The 24033-nt window shown below is 54.3% G+C and carries 11 protein-coding genes; 9 read left to right on the plus strand and 2 right to left on the minus strand.

Annotated elements, in window-relative coordinates:
• The first annotated feature begins 269 nt into the window (after positions 1-269).
• Together SH287x_RS03295 and SH287x_RS03300 are read left to right on the plus strand one after the other, a co-directional pair.
• On the plus strand, positions 270-1220 hold the full coding sequence (locus tag SH287x_RS03295; RefSeq protein WP_479517015.1) for a universal stress protein: 951 nt from the start codon (positions 270-272) through the stop codon (positions 1218-1220).
• 172 nt (positions 1221-1392) lie between these two features.
• Positions 1393-5595, plus strand: coding sequence for a [protein-PII] uridylyltransferase family protein (locus tag SH287x_RS03300; RefSeq protein WP_479517016.1), 4203 nt, complete (start codon positions 1393-1395; stop codon positions 5593-5595).
• Here SH287x_RS03300 and rdgB read toward each other — a convergent pair.
• Entirely contained in the window at positions 5575-6189 is a 615-nt protein-coding gene (gene rdgB / locus SH287x_RS03305; protein ID WP_479517017.1) for an RdgB/HAM1 family non-canonical purine NTP pyrophosphatase, read from the minus strand. The two genes, SH287x_RS03300 and rdgB, sit on opposite strands and share 21 nt — an antisense overlap.
• A 204-nt stretch (positions 6190-6393) precedes the next feature.
• Between rdgB and SH287x_RS03310 the strand changes: the two genes are divergently transcribed.
• The 7 genes from SH287x_RS03310 (at position 6394) to SH287x_RS03340 (ending at position 17981) form a co-directional block, all read left to right on the plus strand.
• Positions 6394-8163: an NCS2 family permease gene (locus SH287x_RS03310; RefSeq protein WP_479517018.1), complete on the plus strand. Its 1770-nt coding sequence runs from the start codon at positions 6394-6396 to the stop codon at positions 8161-8163.
• Between the two features lie 141 nt (positions 8164-8304).
• On the plus strand, positions 8305-9177 hold the full coding sequence (locus SH287x_RS03315) for a fumarylacetoacetate hydrolase family protein (protein WP_479517019.1): 873 nt from the start codon (positions 8305-8307) through the stop codon (positions 9175-9177).
• Between the two features lie 126 nt (positions 9178-9303).
• Positions 9304-10263 carry a polyamine aminopropyltransferase gene (gene speE / locus SH287x_RS03320; RefSeq protein WP_479517020.1) on the plus strand — a complete coding sequence of 320 codons (960 nt, stop codon included), beginning with the start codon at positions 9304-9306 and terminating at the stop codon, positions 10261-10263.
• A gap of 68 nt (positions 10264-10331) precedes the next feature.
• The gene (locus SH287x_RS03325; RefSeq protein ID WP_479517021.1) at positions 10332-11084 is read left to right on the plus strand and encodes a pyridoxine 5'-phosphate synthase; all 753 of its coding nucleotides are present in this window, start codon (positions 10332-10334) and stop codon (positions 11082-11084) included.
• Positions 11085-11342: 258 nt separating this feature from the next.
• Complete coding sequence (locus tag SH287x_RS03330) at positions 11343-13166, plus strand: alginate export family protein (RefSeq protein WP_479517022.1); 1824 nt, start codon at positions 11343-11345, stop codon at positions 13164-13166.
• A gap of 181 nt (positions 13167-13347) precedes the next feature.
• Positions 13348-14667 (plus strand): glycosyltransferase family 39 protein, encoded by a 1320-nt coding sequence (locus SH287x_RS03335; protein WP_479517023.1) that lies wholly within the window; start codon positions 13348-13350, stop codon positions 14665-14667.
• Positions 14661-17981 carry a hypothetical protein gene (locus tag SH287x_RS03340; RefSeq protein ID WP_479517024.1) on the plus strand — a complete coding sequence of 1107 codons (3321 nt, stop codon included), beginning with the start codon at positions 14661-14663 and terminating at the stop codon, positions 17979-17981. The genes SH287x_RS03335 and SH287x_RS03340 overlap by 7 nt, the downstream gene beginning before the upstream one ends.
• Before the next feature lie 621 nt (positions 17982-18602).
• On the opposite strand, the gene SH287x_RS03345 is transcribed toward SH287x_RS03340, so the two are convergent.
• A complete protein-coding gene (locus SH287x_RS03345; protein WP_479517025.1) occupies positions 18603-23540 on the minus strand; it encodes an MSCRAMM family adhesin in 4938 nt (1645 codons plus the stop codon).
• Positions 23541-24033: the final 493 nt, after the last annotated feature.

Below are 24033 nucleotides of genomic sequence, written 5' to 3' on the forward strand. Positions count from 1 at the left end.
TTTTGGGCTTACGGCAGTGGAGAGAATGCCATCATCAAATCTGCCATCATCAGTTGAAGTCAGGAAGAAACGAGATTCAGGCATGCCTTGAAGGGGATCTCAATGGTATGATGCCGGTGCAGGAATGATTGATTAAAGAAGAGAAGCAAATTTCGACAGTCGATGACTTTCGCATCAGAGACGTGGTTACCGAGACGTGAAGGCCGCCGCTTTTTCCCAGCAATTGTTTCCATGGGAATCGGTGCTCATTTCCAGAGGGATTTTTGATCATGCACACCCTGTCCAAAATGGTTGTTGGAGTCGATCTTCGGGACGCTGATCATGTGGTCGGGAAAACCCTTTCCGATGTGGCGCGGGCCACGATCGATCAGAGTCTGGAACTGGCAGTGCGGCGAAATCTGGAAGTGATCTTTTGTGCTTGTCTTGATGTCTCTCCCTATGCGGAACATCTGATTCACGATGACGTCGCCAACGTGATGGTGACTGTTGAAGATTACGCCAGAGTGGCTCTGGAAAAGCTGGTGCAGGAGGCTACGGCTCGGGGCGTCAAATCCCAGGCTGTCTTCCGGTTTGGCACTCCCTGGCAAGAGCTTGCAAAGTTTGTTCAGGAAGTCCATGCCCCTTTGCTGGTGGTGGGGGCCAGGCGGTTGTCGCATTTTTCCGTCTCGCTGTTTGGCAGCACGACAACAAAACTCGTGCAGACCTGCCCCTGTGCTGTCTGGGTGGTGAAGCCTGAGGAAATCCGCGAGATTCGCGAGTTGGCGGTCTGCACGGATCTGTCCGAGGATTCACTTCGCGCCATGCACGCTGCGATTGCTTTCGCACAACATCTGGACGCGCGGTTGTTCATCGTGCATTCGGTCGAATTCCCGCTGACAGGTTATCTGAGAAGTGCGGGAAGTGAAGAAGCCGCTGTGGATGAGTACCGCAAACAGGTGTTGACTAGCGCCCACGATACGATTCATCGGCAGTTGCACCAGACCGACTGGCGGACGCTCCCGCACGGTGTGCAGGTCGAAATTCTGGAAGGAAGTCCGGAAGTCACGTTGCCTCGTTTTGTCGAAGAAAAAGAGGTCGATCTGGTGGTTCTGACGACCCATGGACGCACTGGACTCAGCCAGTTTGTGATGGGAAGCACCGCTCAACGACTGCTTCCTCTTTTGAAATCTTCTGTGTTGGCGCTTAAGCCCGGCGAGTTTCGCAGTCCTGTGGAGATTTGATGAATCTTCCGAGGAATGCTTGCTATCATTGAATTCTGAATTTTTGGCTTGTAGAGACGTTTCAGGCTCAAAGAGGCAGAGCCGTTGTCTTGAGTTCATTCCTCGTGGGTGTTTGTGCCGTGATGATGAGTTTTCTCATCGGAAGATGGCGTTGTTCGATTGGCGTTGATACATGCAACTGACCTGGCGGGAATTGATTGACCGGATTCGTCAGCCTGAGGAGGCTGTTCAGGTTGAAGAAGCACTGGCGACTCTTGGGTTTGAACAGCCTCGTGTGGCTCACGCCCGATTGCTGGATTTACTGACAGCCCGCAAAGAACGTTCCCAGTCAGCACCAGTGACCGAATCATGGAACCGGCAAGGACGAACATCCAGCTCGACCGATGCTTCTGATCAGGCAGAGGCTAGCCGAAAGCGCTCAAATCCTTCTCCCGTTGAGGGATCTCTAAAAGTCCTTCTCCCTGAGGGAGAAGGTGGCCGCAGGCCGGATGAGGGGATTGGTTTTGGCATTGGAAACACGGCTGGTTCATCGGCCCCCTCACCCCAGCCCTCTCCCTCAAGGGGAGAGGGAGCCGTCGCGGATAGACTCTCAGTCACTGTGAGCCAGCAGCTTCACACTTCCGATGCGCCCCAAACGCAGGATGCCGGTGATGTGGCAAAACATGGTGACATCGCTGCAGACCGGGTGCTCGATCATTCTCAGGGAGTGAGATTGGCGAGGGCCAGACAGACGGCCGAACTCATTCGAGCCACGACATTAGAGCAGTTGCTGGCCATTGTTTCGTCTCTGCCGCATCCGGATCTTTCTCTGTTGAATTTTGAGCGGTATGTCCAGAAATATCCTGATCCCGATCTCCTGTTTTCCTATCTGGCTGCTCACCCGCGTGCCTTAGAGATTTTGCTGAGGCTGTTTGTCGGCAGCCAGTATTTGACGGGGATTCTGCTGCGACGCCCGGCATTGCTGGAGCAACTGACACATCATCATCGCCTGGCAGATTTAAGGAGCCGCGAAGAGTTTTTTGAAGGAGCCGTCGAAGCGGTCAGTTCCCTCCAACCGGGGGCTGATCCGGGGAATGCTGTCCGCCGATATCGCCATAGTGAAATGTTGCGGATCGGAGCCTGCGATACTTTTGGGCTGATGGATTTTCGTGGGGTGGTGAACCAGCTTTCGTTGCTGGCAGACGCTGTTGTGGAATGTGGTCTGCGTCTGGCCAATGCGAATCTCTATGCACCAGTTTCGGGATTTGTTGTCATTGCCCTGGGGAAGCAGGGGGGCGAAGAACTGAACTACAGTTCGGATATCGACCTTGTGTTTCTGCATCGGGGTGATGCCAGCGATTTGCTGGTCGCACAACGGCTGGTGCGTTTTCTCAATGATGCCAGCGATGAAGGCTTTTTATATCGTGTCGATACTCGCCTCAGGCCCTGGGGGCGCTCGGGAACATTGGTGTCGACGCCCGATGTGTACCGGGAATATCTGGCACGGCATGCCGCCATCTGGGAGAAACAGGCACTGATTAAAGCTCGTCCGATTGCTGGCGATTTTTCATTGGGTGACGAATTTTTGAAGTCAATTCAGCCGGTGATTCATGGGGCGCCCGAAGCGGCTGTCCGTGTCAGCATTCGCGAATCAAAGCAGAAGATCGAACAGGGATTGGCCAAACGCGGACGTCAATGGGGCGAGGTGAAGTCTGGCATGGGTTCGATTCGTGATATCGAGTTCACCGTGCAATATCTCCAGATGACACGTGGACTGCGGCATTCCGCCGTTCGTTCTCGAAATACGCTTGATTCGCTGGTGCGGCTCGCTGATTATGGCTTTTTACAGGCCGATGAGTATCGCTGTCTGACGGTGGGGTATGTCTTTCTCAGGACGATAGAGCATGCCATCCAGCTGATGCATAACAAGCAGGATCATGCTCTTCCGGAAAATGAGCGGGAGTTGTCCTACCTGGCCCGACGACTTGATTTTCCCGATGCCGAAACATTCGTAAGGCACTACGAAGATCATAGCCGCCAGATCCGCAAGATTTATGAAAAGTATCTTTTATCTGATAAGGCTGAAGTGCCTGATCTGGCGCCACCTGAGCGACCACCCGGAAGCTCGCTGGGCTTGCCTTACTACAACGAAGTTTTTACGGAAGACGAGATTCGTCTGCATCGTGTTTGGTTGACCACGATTACGGCAGAGCGATCCGTTCGGGTTAAAGCCGATTCGTTATCAGATGGGACATACCGGGTGACAGTGCTGGGTGTTGACGAACCTGGCGATCTCTCGATGATTTGTGGGTTGCTGTTCGTTTACGGGTTTAATATCAGTGGAGGGGATGTCTTTACGTCCTGTCATTCAACAGAGTTGCTGGCGAACTATGCCGCCTCTTTGAGAGCCAATAAACGGAATCTTCGCGAGTCCGAAAAGTCGGGGTATCGCGATTTTGTCAATGTGTTTCAGGCCCGTCCTCTGGTGGATGCTGTTGTTCCTGAGATGTGGCAGCGATATGAAGATGATCTTCTGGCACTCAAGCAGGTGGCACATTCCAAGGGGCATGCCGAGGCTCAGGGAATGTTGGCCAAGCGAGTCGCTGCCGCTTTGCGAGGGAACGAAACCTCAGCCGTCCGTTTTTTACCAGTGGAAATCAGTGTCGCCGAAGTACATGACCGGCAGGCGACTTTGCTGGATTTGAAAGCGGATGATTCGATTGGTTTTCTCTATGAATTTACGAATGCGCTGGCGCTGTGTGGCGTTTCAATTGAACAGATGGCGATTCGCAATGAAGGGAGCCGGGTTCATGATACCTTGCTGATCACTGATGCGCGGCGAGGTGGTCAGATCAAAGATGAACGTCAGCTGGAGGAATTGAAGGCCGCCATTGCTTTGATTCAGCAGTTTACTCATCTGTTGCCCAAGGCTCCTAACCCGGAAGCCGCGCTGATTCATTTCCGCCAGTTTTTGCAGGAGTTGTTTTTGCAGGAGTCCTGGTGGGAACAACTCTCATCGTTGGAACGTCCGGAAGTGCTGGACGCATTGGCAAAACTGCTGGGGATCAGCGACTTCCTTTGGCAGGATTTTCTGCGGCTTCAACATTCCAATCTCTTCCCAGTTCTGGCGGATGTGGAAGGTTTGCAGGCGGCGAAAACACGGGATCAACTGGCAGAAGAGCTTCGAGACGAGATTTTTCAGGGGGCCGATTTATCGCGCTGGCAATTGCGGCTGAACTCTTTCAAAGACCGGGAAATGTTCCGTATTGATATGCGGCACATTCTTGGTCATATCGGCCCGTTTGGCCATTTCTCAAGTGAATTGACCGATCTTGCGGAAGTCGTGGTTTCACGCGCTTTTGAGATGACGCTTCGGGAATTGACCTGGCGGCATGGTTCTCCGCTGCTCCATACCGGCGAGCCATGCCCCTGGACGGTGCTGGCTCTGGGGAAGTGCGGCGGGAGAGAAATGGGGTTTGCATCAGATATCGAACTGATGCTGGTCTTTGCTGGTGAGGGACGAACTGATGGCCCAACTCCCATCGCGACCAGTGAGTTTTTCCATCGGCTGGTGGAGCTTTTTTCGCAGTCCATTTTTGCCCGGCAAGAAGGGATTTTCCGTATTGATCTTCGGCTCAGGCCCTATGGAAAGGCCGGGACGCTGGCTGTTTCCCAGGAGGCGTTTGTCGCTTACTTTGGTCTCGGAGGGCCAGCGTGGCCTTATGAACGTCAAGCACTCGTGAAATTGCGGTGTATTGCCGGGAATCTTGCTCTTGGCAGTGAAATCGAAGCCTATCGCGATGACATTCTCTATTCGCAGGGGCGGTTCGATTTTTCTGCCATGCGTGCCCTGAGGGAACGTCAGGTACGGCAGCTCTCCAACAGCAGTGGCTTTAATGCCAAGCTCAGTCCGGGCGGGTTAGTCGATTGTGAATACCTGGTGCAGGCTTTGCAGATTCAGTGGGGACACGATCAACCCGAACTGAGAACGACGAATACACGGGATGCCCTGCGGATGTTGCGGGATCTCGATCTCCTTCCCTGGCAGGATGCCGAAGTCTTGAAAGCCGCCTATCGATTTCATCGCGCCTTGATCGATGCGTTACGGATGGTGCGGGGGGATGCCCGGGACTTGACGGTTCCTCCGGCCAGCAGCGAGGAATTCGAGTTTCTCGCGCGCCGCCTGGGCTATCATGACCGGGAAACAGAGCTGGCCAATGATCTGGAGAGGCATATACAAGCTGTGATCGAACTGGTGCGTCGCTGGGCCGAGACAGCGTCAGACTCTCAGCATTCGATGGAAGTCTATCGTGGGCCGATCGCTGCTGGTGAGGATTTTGATGAGTCCAGTGACTCAGAGGACTCTTCAGAGTCATCACGCGTTCGTGAGGACTGAGACGAGTTGAGGGATGAATTGCTCGAAAGCGCGCGCGCGGTGGCTGATATGCCTTTTGACTGCCGGCGCAAGTTGTCCAAAAGTCTGATGATACTCAGGAACCAGAAATAACGGGTCGTAGCCAAATCCCTGGCTGCCATGAAGTTCACCGAGAATTTCGCCATAACAGCGTCCTTCGCAGCGGACGCGGATATTTCCCTCGGGATCACTGAGAACGGCATGGCAGACATAGAACGCGCGCCGATCGGAATGGGGAAGCTTGGCCAGTTCTTCCAGCAGCATCGTGTTGTTACGGGAGTCATCAGACGGCACGCCGGCATAGCGGGCAGAATAGACTCCCGGAGCATTTCCCAAAGCCACGACGCATAACCCGCTATCTTCGGCAATCGTCCAGCGGCGCAGTGTTCTGGCTACGGTGATGGCTTTCAGATCGGCGTTCTCGGCAAAGGTGGTGCCTGTTTCCTCGACATCGGCGACGTCCGCAAATTCCTGGATACCCTGAATCGGGATGTTCCAGGGAGCCAGGAGTTCCATCACTTCACCGATTTTTTTTTTGTTACGACTGCTCAGTACAACAGAGGGAAGAGAGGGCATGGAGGAAAATCTTTCGTGGCAAAGGTGTCATGTTCAGCAATGACCAGTGACGAAACCAGCAAAGGTTTCATCGATTCTGTTGTGGTAAGTCGGTGCTCACCGTTATAGAACGTTGGACGCTCGCAGGCGATGCGTGACGAGGTGGTGGCCCGCTCGACTCGTCGGAATTTGTTATTTTATTCATGACGCAGGAAAGCACGTTTCATGGTGCAGGATCATTCTGGAAAAGCCAACGACCACTCGACAGTTTCTTCCCCTTCGGGTTTATCCGGATCGAACGCCGGTGTGATGAATCATCAAGGGCCTTTCCGCTGGTTTGTCGCCCGCGACATTGATGGCTTCTTCGGGTTGTTTGTCGACAACCTCCTGCAACTGATTTTGATCGTCACCTTGTGCGGCTATCTCTGTGGCATGTCAGGTGAAGCGGCCTTCCTGCTTTATCAGCGCATTCTCCCGGGGGCGGCTGTCAGCCTGTTGATCGGTAACCTGTTCTATGCGTGGCAGGCCCGGCAACTGGCGATCAGGACGGGTCGCAATGATGTCACCGCCTTGCCTTATGGCATCAATACTCCGTCACTGCTGGTTTACATCAGCTTTGTGATGGCTCCCGCTTATGGGGCTGCCGTCGCGGGGGGGAAGTCGCAAGTTGATGCGGCTGTTCTGGCTTGGCAGCTTGGTCTGGTGGCATGTATTGGTTCGGGAGTGATTGAGTTTTTGGGGGCGTTTGTGGCTGAGTCCATTCGCCGCCGGACGCCACGCGCTGCCTTGCTGTCGACACTGGCCGGGATTGCCATCGGTTTCATTTCGATGGGCTTTACGATGCAGATCATTCAGAAGCCTGTCATTGCCATGTTGCCTCTGGCGATTGTGCTGGTGACTTACTTTTCTCATGTGTCTTTTCCTTGGCGCATCCCCGGTGGTCTGTTGTCTTTGGTCGCGGGGGTGGCATTGGCCTGGGGCTTAACCGGGCTGCACCTGATCTGGCCCACGGGGCCGTCATGGATTGCTCAGCATGCACTCAATGTGTCAGCCATTGGCGAAGCCATGCCATTCCTGAAATTGAGCCTGCCGCATTGGTGGCTGGGTGAAACGTTTGAAGTGATCGCTCGCCCTGATCAATGGCTCGGTCTGCTTTCTGTGATTATTCCGATGGGGTTGTTCAATCTTCTGGGAAGTTTGCAGAACATCGAGTCGGCAGAAGCGGCAGGTGATGCTTATGACACAAGATCATCGCTGGCGATGAACGGGTTGGGATCGTTGGCAGCAGCGGCGTTTGGCAGCTGTTTTCCCACCACAATCTATATTGGTCATCCGGGCTGGAAAGGAATGGGGGCACGGGCAGGCTACTCGATCCTGAATGGCGTGGTCATTACCATTCTCTGTCTCACGGGAGCGGTGGCACTGGTTCAGGCGCTGGTGCCGATGGAAGCTGGTGTGGCGATTGTTCTCTGGATTGGCATTGTCATTACTTCGCAGGCGTTCAACGCCAGCCCGGCCCGGCATGCTCCCGCTGTCGCGATCGGATTGTTCCCGGCCATTGCCGCCTGGGGATTGAACGTGGTTCAAGGCTCTTTCATGGCAGCCGGGGGAAAAACCATTCAGGAGTTGCTGGTCAGTAATACCGCCACTTCACTGAACGGGATCATGCTACATGGTCTGGTGTCGATGGAGCGCGGTTATATCTTTACTTGTGTGATCCTGGCGACGATCACCGTGGAACTGATCGAGCGGCGGTTTTATCGGGCGGCTGCGTGGTCAACGATTGGCGCCGTACTGGCGGGGCTGGGGTTGACCCACAGTTACCAGTTGATTGGGAACTTCCCGGATTTTCTGATGCTGGGGAGCCAAGTGCAGGAAGGGGCGATGGTTTACCACGCCTATGATATGGCCATCGGATATGCCACAATGACCATTGCATTTCTTGTATTTGCCAGAACCGTCAGGCTTGAAAATCCTGACCATGCCCCTGTCTGATTAACAGAGTCTGCGTGATCTGGGGATGCGTGATCTGGCTGAAGTTGATCACCGTGAAAGCTGATTACTGTGAACGCTGACTACAGTGAACTCTGATCAGAGTGAAAGTGCGTCGGAACTCAAGGGACAAGCGAGGTCATAATGCTGCTCGGAAAAGTACAACTTGTCGATGGTGAGGCTCGTGTCGCACTCGGGGAAGACGGAAGCTGGAAACTGCTCGACCTGATGCAGGTGGAACATGTCCGTTCGTTGGCGGATATTTTGCATGCTCAGGATCCCGTCGGGTTGGCCAGGTATCTGGTCGATAGCAGCCTGAGTCCGATTCCCGTGGAGGAATTAAAATTCCTGGCTCCCATTGACCGGCAGGAAGTCTGGGCCGCGGGGGTGACATACCGCCGCAGTCAGGTGGCCCGCATGGAGGAATCGGAGGCCGGAGCCTCACACTACGATAAAGTCTATACGGCACCTCGCCCGGAGATTTTTTTCAAGGCAACGCCAGCGCGTGTTTCTGGCCCTGGCCAGATGCTGCGTGTGCGTTCAGACAGTCGCTGGTCGGTTCCAGAACCCGAGTTGGCATTAGTGATTTCTCCGGCAGGGAAACTGGTCGGTTACACCGTGGGAAACGACATGTCGGCTCGAGACATTGAAGGAGAGAACCCCCTCTATTTGCCGCAGGCGAAGGTCTACAATCAGTGCTGTGGGCTAGGCCCCTGGGTGCGTCTGGCTGATACCCCGCTCGAACTGGAAGCGTGTACTGTTAAGCTCCAGATTCGCCGTAACGGACAGGTTGTCAGTCAGGATCAGACTCACCTGGGGATGCTTAAAAGAACCTTCAGTGAACTTATTCAGTGGCTGACCTTTGAGAACGATCTTCCCTTCGGAGCTTTCTTGCTCACAGGGACAGGGATTGTTCCTGATAATAACTTTTCACTGGAAAATGGTGATGAGGTCTCCATTGAGATCGCCGGGATTGGCACGCTGGTGAACCCCATCGTGAAGGCCCCTGTCTCTTGAAAGCTCGTCCTCTTGAGTGGGGTGCCAGCAGGTTTAAGCATCAGGCTTGAATTAAAGACGCTGGCGCCGGTCGGCTTTCATCTCGTTTGACCATTAAAATTTAATAGATAAGCAGAGGTCAGGTCGTTGGAAAATTCTACTGTTACCGAGATCTCTACAGGCGGTTCCAATCTTTGGGTTCGTGAGCATCTGTCGCCAACAGATATTTATCAGCATGGCATTAAACAGGTGCTGACGCATCGCCAGACCCCGTTTCAGGAAATGATGATCGTCGTCAGCGAAAGCTACGGCAAAGCCCTCGTTCTTGATGGCAAATGGCAGACATGTACTGGCGATGAATTCATTTATCATGAATTGATTGCCCATTTACCTTGCATACTGTTCGGTGCTCCGCGGCGCGTTTTGATTGCCGGCGGGGCAGATGGCGGAGTCGCTCGAGAGGTGCTGAAGTGGAAGTCGGTCGAAGAAATCGTCCTGGCAGATCTGGATGGTGAAGTGATCGAGGCCTGCCGTGAGATGCTGCCGGAAATTCATCAAGGATCGCTCAATGATCCCCGCGTGAAGATTGAAGTGGCCGATGCCTTTGAACTCATTGAAGCCAGCCAGAATGCGTTCGATGTGATCATTGCCGATTTGACCGATCCCATTGAGTTTGGCCCGGCTTTTCCTCTGTTTACCAGTGAGTTTTTCAAGAACTGCCGTCAGGCATTGACCGCCGATGGAGTCATGATCAACCAGTCAGGGTCAATGGCACCTCCCTGGGTGAAACTGCTGGCTCGGGTCACCAATACCATGAAATCGGTTTTTGGGCATGCACTGGCAACAGCGGCGCCTGTGCCGACTTATGGTTCCTTGTGGGGACTGACAGTGGCTCGTGCAAAACCCTTTGAGACCATGATCGATCCAACGGCGATTGATGAACGTTTGCGTGAAATGGTGCAGGGGACGCGGCGGATGTTTGATGGTGCTGCCATGCTCGCAGCGATGCAACCACCCCTCTATGTTCGGGAAGCGGTGGCTCAGGAGACGATGATCTACACATTGGATCAACCCCCATTGCTCACGGCCGAAGGGGCACGATCATAAGTGGGATGGTCTATTGATACAGACATTGCTGATTTTATTCTGTTGTATGATCCAAGGACGTATTTGCCGTGGAAAAGACCAAGCTGAGTGTCAATATCAATAAAGTGGCGCTATTGCGAAACTCGCGCTCGCTAGGCATTCCTTCCGTTCGCAAAGCGGCTGCCCTTTGTATTGCCGCAGGCGCTGAGGGAATCACCGTTCATCCTCGCCCTGATGAACGTCATATTCGCCGCAGTGATGTCCGGGAACTCGCGGCTGATCTGAAAGAGCATCCACAGATCGAGTTCAATATTGAGGGGAATCCTCTGGCCGACGAGTTTCTGGATCTGGTTTTTGAAGTACAACCCGCCCAGTGCACCCTGGTGCCTGATGCTCCGGGGCAGTCCACCAGCGATCATGGCTGGAATGTCATGGCTGAATCCGCAGTGCTTAAGCCGATTCTTGCGGAATTAAAAGCACGTGGCATTCGCTCCAGCCTGTTCCTTGATCCTGATGTGACGCAAGTGATGGCGGCAAAGGAAGTCGGCGCTGATCGCATTGAACTTTACACCGAGCCTTACGCCTCTAGCTTCGGCCAGCCAGAAGGTCGCACCATTCTTGCCAGTTATGTAGCGACCGCCCATAAAGCGCTGGAATTGGGCCTGGGAGTGAATGCCGGGCATGATCTCAGTCTTGATAATCTGAGCCTGTTCCTGAAAGAAGTGCCGGGCGTTTTAGAAGTCTCGATTGGTCATGCACTGATCGCCGATGCTCTGGAGAGGGGATACGCAAGGACGGTCGAAGCTTATTTGAAAGTGATCGATCAGGCCTTCGCCGAGTGATGATATTTACGATTGTTTATAGATAACGATGTCAGTGGGACGATACATACAAGTGAGATGACGAGTTTGGCCGGAGAACTCTTCTCTCAAGTGGCCTGTGACGGTTCCTCCACCGTCTGCATGAGCAGCGACGAGTCAACAAATGGCAAAGATTCCAAAGAAAAAGTAAGGAAACTAATAGTGGCCCTTGAGCCAGCTTTGTCCGACACCGCCTGATAGAGAGTGTTCTATCAACATTTTTCAGGCTTCGGGTGAGCGATGGATCGCTGGCAAACGCAGATCAAACATCCGATCACAGAATTGAACCTCCAGTGGCTGCTGGCTCTGGTTTTGATTCTCACGGCGAGTCGTGATTCCTGCGCGCTGGGTGATGAGCTTGAGTTGGTTGTCAATAACGATCAAACGGCCGGTGTTTCGGCAAGAATTGACTCTGCTGAGAACTCGACCAACGTGACGGCCCCCCTAAACGACAGTGTGGCTTTGGGGCCGCCAGACCGCCTTGTCTTCACAGAGGATTCTCCCCCCGCACTGACAATGGGGGAATTGCTGTCAGTTCCGCCGTCTGAGGTGCGGGAGGGACGGATCGTCGATCAAAATCTCGAGCCGGCTTCTGCCGAAAACTCTCTGTTACGAGACCTCTTTGCGCCACAACCGGCACCACCGGCAAAGTCATCTGGAGCAAAGCCCAAGCTGTCTTTCCCGCCACCACAGGTCGTGAATGAGCCAGGGCCTTGGAAACTTTTGTATTACGACAACGACTTCTCAATCCTCAAGAAGCCCAACCATGAATGGCTTCCCGGAGAAGACCTCAAAGACATGGAGGGAACCCTGTTCGGCGAGTCAATTCGCGTCTCGGCAGGCGGCGAACTGAGGTATCGATACATCACTGAGAAGAATCGGATCCGGCCGGCTGGCCCACTGGACGCCAGCTATAACCTTGTCCGCTGGCGAAATTATCTGGATGTCCATTACAGCGACTGGCTGAGAGGATACGTCGAAGCCATTGATGGTTCGGTAACAAACACTTCTGCACCAATTCATGCCATTGATAAAAATCGCTGGGAACTGACCAATGCGTTTGTCGAACTGGTGTTCTATCAGGACGAGGAAACGTCATCGATTCTGCGCTACGGCCGACAGGAAATGGGCTTTGGGCGTCAGCGATTAGTTTCGCCGCTGGATTGGTCGAACACTCGTCGAACGTTCCAGGGCTTCCGATATCTGCATACTGAAGGGGATTGGAAGCTCGATTTATTTACGGTGAACCCCGTGAGTCCATCTACGGGATTCAACAGTGTTGAAATCTATGACGAGAAGTTCGATCAACCGAACAGACAGGTGCAATTCAGCGGTGCCTACAGTACCTACACAGGATTCGAGAACACCGTTATCGATTTCTACTGGTTGTGGATGAATAACAAAGAGCCTCGACCTGGTTTTGCCGATGGCAGCCGGCACACAGTGGGGACACGGTATGCCCGTTTGATTCCAGTGACCGATGGCATCGCCTTTGACGATCGCGTGTGGGATTTCGAAATCGAAGGAGGCTACCAGTTTGGAAATGATCTGGGAGAGAACGTTCAGGCCGGATTTGCCACAACTGTCGTAGGGCATACCTGGAAGCGGCACGCCTGGCAGCCTCGTGTTTCCGGGCTGTTTTACTGGGGTTCCGGTGATCGCAATCCCGACGATGATATGGACAACACGTTCTATACCTATTTCCCGCTGGGTCACGCCTATTGGGCTTTGTCGGATAACGTGACTGGTCAGAACCTGATTGACTATAGCTTACAGGCTGAAGTCAAGCCGATGCCCAAGCTGACGACTGTCGCAGCCGTGCACTGGATGCAATTGGCGAGCGGGCAGGACACGGGCTACCAGATCAGCCACGTTCCTTTTGGATCGCCAGGAAATGGAACCGGACTGGGAACAGCGCTCGATCTTTATGGCGTCTATAACGTGAAGGTCTGGTGGGATATTCAGGCCGGCTATTCCTGGTACTGGTACGGGAAGTTCGTCGAGCGAACCATCCCTCGCGGAGACTGTACTCAGTTTTATGTGCAGACGTCGTTGAGATACTGACCCGGTAGCAAGGCGACGCCTGTTGGCTGTTTTGACTGACTTTTTCGGGCAAATCCGCTGAAACCTCCGAAAGGGAAGTTTCGCCAACAACTCATCTACCCCAGACTTCCCAGGTTGGATTGACCACTTCCGCAGGATTGAGTTAGCGTCCCCTCAGAAAATTCTTCAGGGGCTTGGTGAATTGAATCGGCGCGAATTGTGGCAACTTCTGGCTGTGTTATTGATTGGGCTGATCCTTCGTATCGGTTTGGCTATCGGTGTCGAACAAGTTCTGAGCCACGAGCCGGATCGGATGTTTCTGGTTCCCGGTGATGCAGAAGGTTATTGGGATCTGGCCGGTGATTTAATGAAGGGCGAGCCTTATGAAATCTATGGCCGTCATGTTCTACGGATGCCGGGGTTTCCTGCGGTGCTGGCCATCGGGCGATCTGTCGGCCACGACAACCGTCTGGCGGTGAGATTTCTGCTGGCCTGTGTCTCTGTATTCGGGGTGGCTGGTGTCTATGTTTTAGGACGCCAGCTCTATAGTCATGCCGTGGGACTGCTGGCATGTCTCTATGTGGCAATTTCACCCATGCTGGCGGGTTTTGGCATTTTAATCCTCAGCGAAGGCGCATTCGGCACGACTTTGGTGTGGGCCTTGGTTGCGATGTGCGATTGGGTGCGTCGTTTACAGGCTTCCGGATCATGGTGCTCTCTGATCGTTTCTGCTGTGATTGCCGGCTTGTTATCAACTTTAGCGATCACCATGAGGCCAACATGGTTTGCCTGCGCCGGCCTTCTTCTCGGATTGCTGATCGTGGGATTGTTCATTGCAGATCGCCAAAACCGCTGGTCTCGTTTTCTCAAAAGTGGTGCGACAGCCACCCTGATGGGAGTGACAATTCTGTTGGTTCTGCTTCCCTGGGGCATTAGAAATCAACGGGTCTCAGGGAAGTTCACGCTGACCACATTGTGGGTCGGTGCCAGTCTCTATGATGGTTTGCATCCAGGGGCGACAGGCAACAGTGATATGACCTTCTTTGAAACAGAAGGCTTGACCAAACAACTCAGTGAAGCGGAAGTCGATGCGGAATATCGTCGACGGGCTTGGGCCTTTGTCGCAAATAACCCTCTCCGGACATTGGAACTGGGGTTCATCAAACAATGCCGCTACTGGAATCTGGTGCCGAATGACGCGGCATTTCGTCCATGGTGGATTCTGATTCCCACGGGAATTTTCTCACTATGGCTCTATCTGGGGACAGGGTTTGAGTTGGTCTTCCCACCCAGAAGTTGGCTGGCATTCATTCTCTGCCTCACGCCCGTGATTGTCTTTGCTTTGATTCATCTGCTGTTTGTGGGATCAATGCGGTATCGGCTTCCTGCAGAATTGCCATTGGCTGTTCTCGCCGCCAGCGGCTGGATCAAGCTCTGGACGAAGTCTTCACGTTCACAGAAGAAGACATGTCATGTCGCGGTTGAAGACAGCGCGATCGGTCAGGAGGGTGCTCCATGCTGAGAACACTCCGCTGGATGACCGGGATTATCATGGTTGTGGGCCTGGCGGGGGGAGGCGGGGCGACGGCGCTCTATTTTCGTAGTGATTCCATGCTGCGGGAAGAAGCGTTACGTCAATTCACAAGAGCCTTCCCTGAGGCGACAATCACATTAGATGGCGCTCGGTTTGATTTCACCGGACATATCCGACTCTTCAATCTTCAGGTCACGCCACCGGGAGAGGCCACGCCTCTGGTGGTTGTGCCTGAACTCATCGTCACGCTTGATCGGGAACAGTTATCCGAGCACCAGTTAATTGTGATTGAACAGCTTCGAGTGCTCCAACCCAACGTCTATCTAAAACGCAACGCCGAGGGACGCTGGAACAGCGAATCGCTCGCCATGGCGAAAAGCTCAGCCGCCGCGATCCCGGAAGTTTTTATTGAGAACGGACGCTGCCAGATCACCCTGGAATCGGCCATTCAGCTCATGGCGGGGGAGGCGTCCCCTGCGACATTAGAAGCCTGGCCAGTCTCTGATACGCAAATGGGATGGAGAACCGGCAGTACAGTCAATGAAAGCGAGGCTTCGACGTCATCCGTCTCGTTAGTCATTGATGACCTGGCATGGACGTGCATGCCCGTTTCGGCCAAGCAATTGGCCATTCATGGTGAAGCTCGTGTGGGTGATCTCGGACGATTAGTGATCGACGAGGCCATGTTCTCGATCGATGAAAAGCTCTGGTCGGTGCGGGGGGAATGGCAGGCATTGCGTTTCACCAAGTCGGGTTGGACATTTGCCAAAACCCTGGATTCCCGCATTGAACAGCAATGGGCACAGCAGTGGGATAAGGCGATGAATGCGTTGGATGCGCCGGCATCAGTGCGTGGATTGCCAGAGATGCCGCCCATTCAATTGCAGGCCGATCTGACATTTCAAGCGTCACAACAGTCAGAAACCAAGCCACCTGCCTATTTAGTAAACGCCAAAATTCGCAGCGGGAGCGTGGCACATCCTGCCATTCCCATGGCACTGACGGGCCTCACGGGGGCCTGTCAGGTGACTGAAGAATTGGCTCGAGTGGAATCACTGACAGCAGCAACGGGTTTTGCACAATGGTCAGCGACTGCCGAGCATCATTTTGATACCGGCCGCACGATTATCCAGTCGGGGGTGGAAGAACTCGAACTGACTGATGGACTTCGCCAGCGACTCCCCGCGAGCCTTCGGAAATGGGCCGACGAACTGAAACTGACCGGATTATTCCGGGCGAAGTGCGAACTGGATCACGAAGCGGGAGCGGCATGGGTTCCTCGCATGACCATTCTGGGACGAGAGGGAACCTTCAGGTATGCCAAATTTCCTTACCCTGTCACGAATGTCAGCGGCCTGATTACTGTCGCCGGGACACGGTTGGATCTGGAGGCTCACGGGATGGCGGGGACTGTTCCCGTTTTCTTCAAAGGCGTGGCGATGAATCCCGGCCCCATGGCTGATGCCGCGATTGAGGTCAGAACACGCGGCGTCGCGATTGACGATGTTCTCAAAGGGAGTGCCCCGCCCGCGATTGCCGAAATTCTGAACATGCTGCGGATGGAGGGGAAAGCCGATCTGGTGGCCCGCCTCATTCGACCACCGGGGCTGGGGCAGAAATGGGATTTTCAACTGGCTGCTCAAGTGATTGATGGCCGAATCAAATGCAGCAAATTTCCCTTTGAACTTCAACAGGCGCGGGGCGTTGTCACCTGGCTGAACGACACGCTCACCATGAATGATATGGTGGCTGAGCATGGAACAGCACAACTGTCAGGATCAGGGACATTCAAACGCCGAGAAACGGGTGATCGTCTGGAGTTGATGGTTGATGTCAAGCAGGGGGAATTCAATCAGTCGCTCTATGACGCGTTGTCACCTCAATTGCAGGAGTCCTGGCGAGAATTAGGCCCCCGTGGAAAATTTGATGCCAACCTGCAATTGGGTTGGACACCGGGTGGCGAAGTGGATGTTGTTATTCCTTCCTTAAAACTTCTGGGGATCGGCGCGATCCTCAAACAGTTTCCGTATCCACTCAGCGACATTCACGGCGAGCTTCGATTTAGAAAACAGGAACTCGAGATCGTCTCGCTTCAGGGACGCCATGATGACACGACGTTTCGACTGAAAGGATTTGGCGAGTTTGGCGCTAACCAGCACCGTGTGGTTTTCAACGAATTTTTCGCTGACGACATTCTTGTGACAGCGGCGTTTCGTCGAGCCGTGCCGGCATCGCTGAAACCGACTTTGGATGCCATTAATCCGGGGGGCGTTTTTTCAGTCAATGGGCAAATCGAATTCCGTCAGCCAACCAGTGACCGCACCAGGCAGGATGTGGCGTGGAAGATTCAAGCGGTATTGCCGGGGAATGAATTGACTGCGGGCATCAAGCTGGAAAAGGTGATCGGGAAAGTTCATTGCCAGGGAACTTCGGTGGAAGGAGTCACAGAGCTTCAGGGATCGATTGATTTCGATCTTGTCCGGGCAATGGGCTATCAGGTGGGAATCGTTCGCGGCCCGTTCCGGCTTCAGAATAGTGAATTGTCTGTGGGGGCACGGGAGATGATCATTCGCCCTGATCCTCAGGCACCTCCCCGCCGTGTTCCCATTGAGGAGCATTTGAGTGGGCAGGCATGTGACGGAACGATCACGCTGGATGCCGTGGTCTGGCTTGATCAACCAGTTCCTGCCTGGCAGATGAAAACGGTGCTCTCCCGTGCCAGCTTAGAACGCTATGCGCAGATGTATTTGAACGGTCAGACAAATCTGCGCGGCACCATGAACGGCTGGATGGATCTCAAGGGCCGATCTGGTGACACGCAAACAATCATCGGAGCAGGGCAGTTACAAATCAGTCCCGCTGCCATCTATGAATTGCCCATCTTTGTGCAGATGTTTCGTTCTCTTCAATTGGATGGAAGTGCTTCTAAGGCCGCATTTGACTATGTCGACTTGAACTTTCGCGTCGCGGATGAGCGGTTTAATTTCACCAGTATTGACTTGGTGGGAAGCGCAATCAGTATGCGGGGGCGCGGGTCAATTCGATTTGATGGCGGGATTGTGCTTGACTTTTATTCAATGCTGGCCCGCAATCAGATCCGAATTCCTGTCATCCATGAAGTCGTGGGGGCACTCAGCCGGGGATGGGTTGGTGTGGAAGTTCGCGGCAATGTCGGAGCACCCACTTCGCGTCTTAAACCCGTACCTGAACTGGATGGGGCCTTGAAGCAATTCCTGGGAAGCTTTAACCCCGCCAATTCCATTAAGCCACCTCCATTGAAAACTTTCCAACCGATACCGTAAGGCATTTCAAAGCCTCTCAGGTTGGTTGAAAAGCAAAGCTCACAGCCAGCATGTCAGAAGTTCGCCGGGTTGGAATTTCGTGCCATGCTTGCGGCTTTGGGCTGTCTTTTATACACAAGTTTTCTTGAGCATTTGTTGGCAGGCTTGCCAAGCGAGGGTAGCCCAGGTTGCTTTGCAACCTGGGCCGGCAAAGCCGGTGAGAGGTCGCAGTTTGAGTCAATCCGACGAGACCATACCCGGTCAAACAAAAGATGATCTGCCTCGCGTAAACAGAAGTGGTGAATGAACATTTCTTACCGCAGGCAGGGAAATGGCACGAAATGACCACCGAACTGGTCATCGGTCGTGCGTCGCGGGCCAGCCAGAACCCCTTTGTTTCATTAACGCCTTCTGGAGACAACCTCCTACGGCTCTGCCGCCCAGGTTGCAAAGCAACCTGGGCCACCCATGTCAATTTCGTGGTGCGGTTCAGGTGGCGAAAAAGTTGTGTATAAAAGACAGCGGCTTTGAGCCTTGAGCAAGCATGCCTTACGCATCTCTCAACGCGCCATTTCAAGTAGCGACGTGATTTGCCTTCCCTTTTGAACTTATTTTCAATGCAATTTTCCAAGGTAAACCGTTTTATGGTTTGGCAGGTGCTACTGGCGTGGTGGATTTCTTCTGTAATCCTCGGGTATAGGCTTCGTATCGCTCACGATACTGCTCGGGAACCGCTCCTCGCCGGCTGCCGGCTTGATCGATATTGCGAGTGGGAACCTTCGATCCTGACGATTCAACGGCTTGCCGGGAAAGCTTGGCCGCATCCAGCATTTCCTCGAATTGCTGCTTTCTTAACAGGTCTTCTGGTGTGGGATTTTGAGATTTGGCAGCGTTGATCTGCTGTCGCATCCGCTTCGCGAAGGATCGCATTTGATTTTCATTCCAGCCCAGATCATCCAGAAGTTTCTGGTCAACGTCCCCTCTCTCGAGTTGGCGTTCTAACTGATCCAGGACAAGCTCAGCCGCTTCTCTTTCAAACTGGGGATTAGCCGCGGAGTCGTTGACCGGAGTTTGCTGCGGTGCTTGAGCGCCCGCGGGTTGGCCTGGCGCTGCTTCGTCAGTGCCGCCATTGCCTGGGCCAGCGTTCTTTCCCGGCTGTCCGGCGGGCATTTCACCACTGGCACCCCCCCCGGTACTGGCTGAAGACGGCCCTTGCCCCGGTGTTCCACCAGCAGATGACCCCTGACCTTGCCCCTGACCCTGACCTTGACCTTGTCCCTGTCCCTGTCCCTGTCCCTGTCCCTGTCCCTGTCCCTGTCCCTGTCCCTGTCCCTGTCCCTGTCCCTGTCCCTGTCCCTGTCCCTGTCCCTGTCCCTGTCCCTGTCCCTGTCCCTGTCCCTGTCCCTGTCCCTGTCCCTGTCCCTGTCCCTGTCCCTGTCCCTGTCCCTGTCCCTGTCCCTGTCCCTGTCCCTGTCCCTGTCCCTGTCCCTGTCCCTGTCCCTGTCCCTGTCCCTGTCCCTGTCCCTGTCCCTGTCCCTGTCCCTGTCCCTGTCCCTGTCCCTGTCCCTGTCCCTGTCCCTGTCCCTGTCCCTGTCCCTGTCCCTGTCCCTGTCCCTGTCCCTGTCCCTGTCCCTGTCCCTGTCCCTGTCCCTGTCCCTGTCCCTGTCCCTGTCCCTGTCCCTGTCCCTGTCCCTGTCCCTGTCCCTGTCCCTGTCCCTGTCCCTGTCCCTGTCCCTGTCCCTGTCCCTGTCCCTGTCCCTGTCCCTGTCCCTGTCCCTGACCCTGACCCTGACCCTGACCCTGACCCTGACCCTGACCCTGACCCGAGGCTTCACCACCCTTGGGGTTCGCTTGATCTCCCTTTTTCTGGTCAGATGCTGGTGATTTGCCCTCTTTGGCTTTGCCCGCTTCATTCCCGGCAGCTTCTTTCCCGCCAGGATTTTCTGCTGATTTGTTGTCGCCCTTTGGAGAATCGGCTGATGGTTTTCCGCTGGCTTGAGAGGGTTGACTCTTCTCGCCCGCTGGTGAATTCTTGCCAGATTCCTGTGAAGGTTTGGATGATGAACCGGGACGTCCCGCTTCGCCAGGTTTGGCTTTTTCTTGAGACGTGTCATTGCCCGCCCCTTCAGCCATACCGTCGGCGCCATCGGGATTCGTGCTCGATTTTCCGGCCTCACCACTGTCGGCCTGTTGTGCCTTCCGGTTGGCTTGAGGGTCTTTTCCAGGGTCTCGCTTCATCTCTTCACCCTGACCAGCGGGCGCTTCGCGGGGATCGGAATTCGGTCGTGCGGCACCCTCCTGGTTGGGTGAGTTCTGAGGAGATTCCCCTTTTTGTTGAGAAGGTTGAGCCGCACGATCTTGAGGTGATGCCTGAGGCGGCGACGCCCCCTCTGAACCCGGCTCATTGCTTTTTGACGTCTTTCCAGATTCCTGCGCTGACGGATTTTTAGCATCAGGCTTCATATCGCTGGCCTGTCGCGGTGTGTCCTGAGGAGCGGGAGCATCCGATGTCGTACGGCCTGCCGGAGCATTTTCCGGGCGGTCATGATCCGCTTCGAGCGGGCCTTTCGTTCCTTCTTGACCGGCCCGCCGTGCCGCTGGCGACATTTTGTCGTCGGTCATCTCCTGAGGAGAAGATGACTTTTCTTCGCCACTCGTCCCTTGAGGCTGAGCCGTGTTGTTCGAATTTTGACCCGAGCCGTCTTTGTCAGGTGATTGCTTCTGGTCTGTGCGACTTCCGCCGGCTTGATCGTTAACAGCTTTTTGATCGCGTGAATTCTGGTTCGCGGGATTGGGGGCATTTTCGCCACCGCTGGCGTTGTTGTTCGACTTACCGTGCTTTTCTTTGTCATTGACAGAGTTTTGATCCATCGACGGTTGATCGGCTGCATTCTTGGCGGAAGAACCGGGATCCTCGGCATTCGCACCCTTTGCGTTGCGAGGAGCCGGTTGCTTCTCGGGCATTTTTTCAGAGGACGCTCCCTCTGTCTGGGGACGAGAAGAAGAGGGATCTTCGAGAGAATCCGGTGAACGGTTCTTGGATTGTCCAGAATTTGCCGAGGACTTATCGGACGCATTCATCTCCTGAGCGTTCTTATCGGCAGAGGTTTCATTGCCGGAAGCGGCGGGTTTTTCCGCATTACTTGAATTCGGTGACTTCCGTTGATCGGGAGACGCCGCGTCATTACTGCCGGCAGCAGAATCAGGGCGTGCCGCTTCTTGATCAGGGTTGCGCATGCCTTCGCGGCGGTTTTCAGAACGTCCTTTCTGATCGGGGGAAGCGTCGTTAGCCTCGCCCGCTTTTTCTTCAGAGGATGGGGCGTTCGCAGCGTTCGGTTTTTTCTCTGTTCCCGATTGATTCTCAGGAGGTGTCGTCTCGTTTTGAGGTGCCTCCTTTTGAGGGTTGGTTTTAGATGTGTCGGGTTGTGATTTGCCTCGCTGATTCATCAACTTTTCAAGCACAGCGGAATCATCTTCGCCATTGGGCGAAAGGCTGTCCGATGCCCGGCCTCGATTGCCACGTTCCTCTGACTGAGACTTATTCTTGGGAGATTCCCCCTGGTTGCTTGAGTTATTACCGGAACCCTTTTGCTGTCCCTGTCCCGTTTCATTGGAGCGCTGCGGGCCTTCCGCCGGGCGATTGTCTGTCTGGTTGTTAGCGGGCTGGTTATTGCTGGAATCACGAGCCATGTCGTTCTGATCAGCAGATTTCTCGTCTTGCTGAGCAGAATTCTCAGGATCGTTCCCCGGCTGGCGATTGGCGTCTTGAGCACCTTCTGGCATGCCGTCCTGATCGGCTCCGTCGCCTGCGGGAGAGTTCGGATCAGCCTGAGGATCATGCGTTCCATCAGGATTCTCACCAGGCTGCGGCTGGCCTTCCTGACCGGGTTGGCCAGCTTCCTGAGCCTGTTTTTGTGCTTGTTGCTGGGCTTTCTGAGCCTGTTCTTCCGCCTGTTGTTGCTGGTCACGTTGCTGTTTGGGAGGAAGAACACCACGAATCCGAATCGTGCGGGCATCGGATCGCGCCGTGTGCGGCGTGGGTTGATAATTGTCCTGAACAATCGCATAGACGCGCAGTTCGTTGTTCTCTTCCAAAGCCAGACGATCCAGCCGAAGGACGGCTTTTGTCGTGAGTTGAGGAACTCCTCCTGCGGCAAGTTCTTCCCGGGCGATCACTTGCCCCTGTTTCTCAGTGATCAGAGTCACGGGGCCAAGCAGGAAGTCGGGATCTTTGGCTGTGATGACAAATGGGATCGAAGCATTCGCGGCCGCTTCCACATCATTTTCCGGAAGCACCACCCGGATTTCCGGCCCCTGATCAATCTGCAACGCAATGGGGTAAACCGTGGGAGCAGGATCCAACTCACCATTGGCTGTGCGAACAGTCAAGGCGTAATGCCGGGGATAGGTGCCGTCCTGTCGCAGGTTGGGAATGTATTCAATCTGAATTTTTGTCGGCGAGATGAGTCTTGCCGGGAGTTCTTCGCCAGTCGGTGTCAGCCCGTCGTCATCATAGAAGACCATGGTCGCTGAGGTGATGGGTTGATTGGATGTGGCGCGAATATTGACCGTTGATCCCCCCCAGGCGTGGATCGCTCCACCGCGTGTGGTCAGTTTTTCCAGTTGGGTATAAGCGGGTGGAGTGGCTTCCACTTCATCGACGCTCGCATGGGGCGGCGTCGTAACAGTGACCTGAAAGTTTTCTGAACGGGCATCCCCAGCCACCACATAGTACGTCAGTGACTGCGTGAACCCTTCGCCACGCTCTCCGATCAGACGGGCTTCAAACCGTGTTCCGCCTTGACCAACCGGCAGCATACGCACGGTTTCATCCACAAACTGTCGATCTAAAGTGCTGAACTTCAGTTGAACCTCTTCAGGAATGCGGCCTGCCAACTGAACCTGCACATCCAGTAAAGAGCCTGCCAGTCGACTGACAGATCCCGGTGTGACTTCTTTGATAATCGTTTCTGTGGGAGCTTCTGTGCGTGTGAAAGGGATCATGCGCCAGATTGACGGCATGATCGGCTTGGGCGAAAAAACCGCATAAGCAGCCAGAAACACCACCGCCGCAAGTAGAGCATAAGAAGCCCAGAGCAGATGGGTATGGTCGATGGCCTGGCGAGGTTGAATTTGCTCCAGTGAAAACGCGGCCCTCTTTTGCAGGGCTTTCAAGACCGTCGGGGAAATCGTACGTTCTGCCGTCTGCAGATCGATCAGATTGACCAGATTACGGCGGAGTGTCGGGACGGCAGATTCCAACTCCTGCGCAGCATACAAAGGGGAAACCGAGCGGAAGAGAGGATGGGTCACTGAACGGGAAATCCAGACTCCCAGCCCCGCGCAAAGAATTCCAAACCAGACATAGCGTGCGGGCATACTCCATCCGCCATCGGCGACCCATTGATCGCTCAGAACGAACAAGAGCACCACAGCGCTGATCCAGGCCAGACTTCCCACGGCCGCCATGGTGAGATCTGCCGAGCGAACGGCTGACTTCACTTCATTGAGTTGATACGCCACAAATTCGTCGAACTCAACGAATGCGGACGCTTCTTCGGAGGGCTGTGTATTGGCCATAAAAATCAGCCTGTTGATCAGGTTCACTCAAGTCGCAGCAGTCATCAGGCACAAGGCAATTAAAGCCCAAAGCAGAATTGGCAAAGTGACATTGACCTGAGATTTGCCATGTGCCTGCCACGGCGGTTCTCTCACGGGGAATTCTATCAGATTATCGAATACGAAAAGTCCTCAGTTCGGCGAGCCGTACATGAAACCTGAAATCTCCTCGCAAATTGTCTGTGACTGGTGATTCGTGAGAGAGTTCCAAAGGCTGGCTTCTTGCCGATTTCATCTTCCCATGAAGAATCAGAAGGTGTGCCGTCATCCCCGCGTCAAGAATTATCGACGCCCCAGAGGACTCCCAAGTTCCCGTTACTTCGGGGGAAACAGAAATTCGTCCAAGTTTGCGATCAGGGGGAGATGCCACCCTTCCGGCAGAATTTTCCGAAACCTCACTCAGTGCACTGCCAAAGAATAAAATTCGGATCTCGTCTGTTGTTAAATCCGACAC

Source organism: Planctopirus sp. SH287 (genome assembly GCF_056500625.1).

Excerpts from the sequence above, each read along its gene's own strand:
- SH287x_RS03295 (WP_479517015.1), top strand. The coding sequence starts at position 270 with ATGCACACCCTGTCCAAAATGGTTGTTGGAGTCGATCTTCGGGACGCT.
- SH287x_RS03300 (WP_479517016.1), top strand. The coding sequence starts at position 1,393 with ATGCAACTGACCTGGCGGGAATTGATTGACCGGATTCGTCAGCCTGAG.
- rdgB (WP_479517017.1), bottom strand. The coding sequence starts at position 6,189 with ATGCCCTCTCTTCCCTCTGTTGTACTGAGCAGTCGTAACAAAAAAAAA.
- SH287x_RS03310 (WP_479517018.1), top strand. The coding sequence starts at position 6,394 with ATGGTGCAGGATCATTCTGGAAAAGCCAACGACCACTCGACAGTTTCT.
- SH287x_RS03315 (WP_479517019.1), top strand. The coding sequence starts at position 8,305 with ATGCTGCTCGGAAAAGTACAACTTGTCGATGGTGAGGCTCGTGTCGCA.
- SH287x_RS03330 (WP_479517022.1), top strand. The coding sequence starts at position 11,343 with ATGGATCGCTGGCAAACGCAGATCAAACATCCGATCACAGAATTGAAC.
- SH287x_RS03340 (WP_479517024.1), top strand. The coding sequence starts at position 14,661 with ATGCTGAGAACACTCCGCTGGATGACCGGGATTATCATGGTTGTGGGC.
- SH287x_RS03345 (WP_479517025.1), bottom strand. The coding sequence starts at position 23,540 with ATGGCCAATACACAGCCCTCCGAAGAAGCGTCCGCATTCGTTGAGTTC.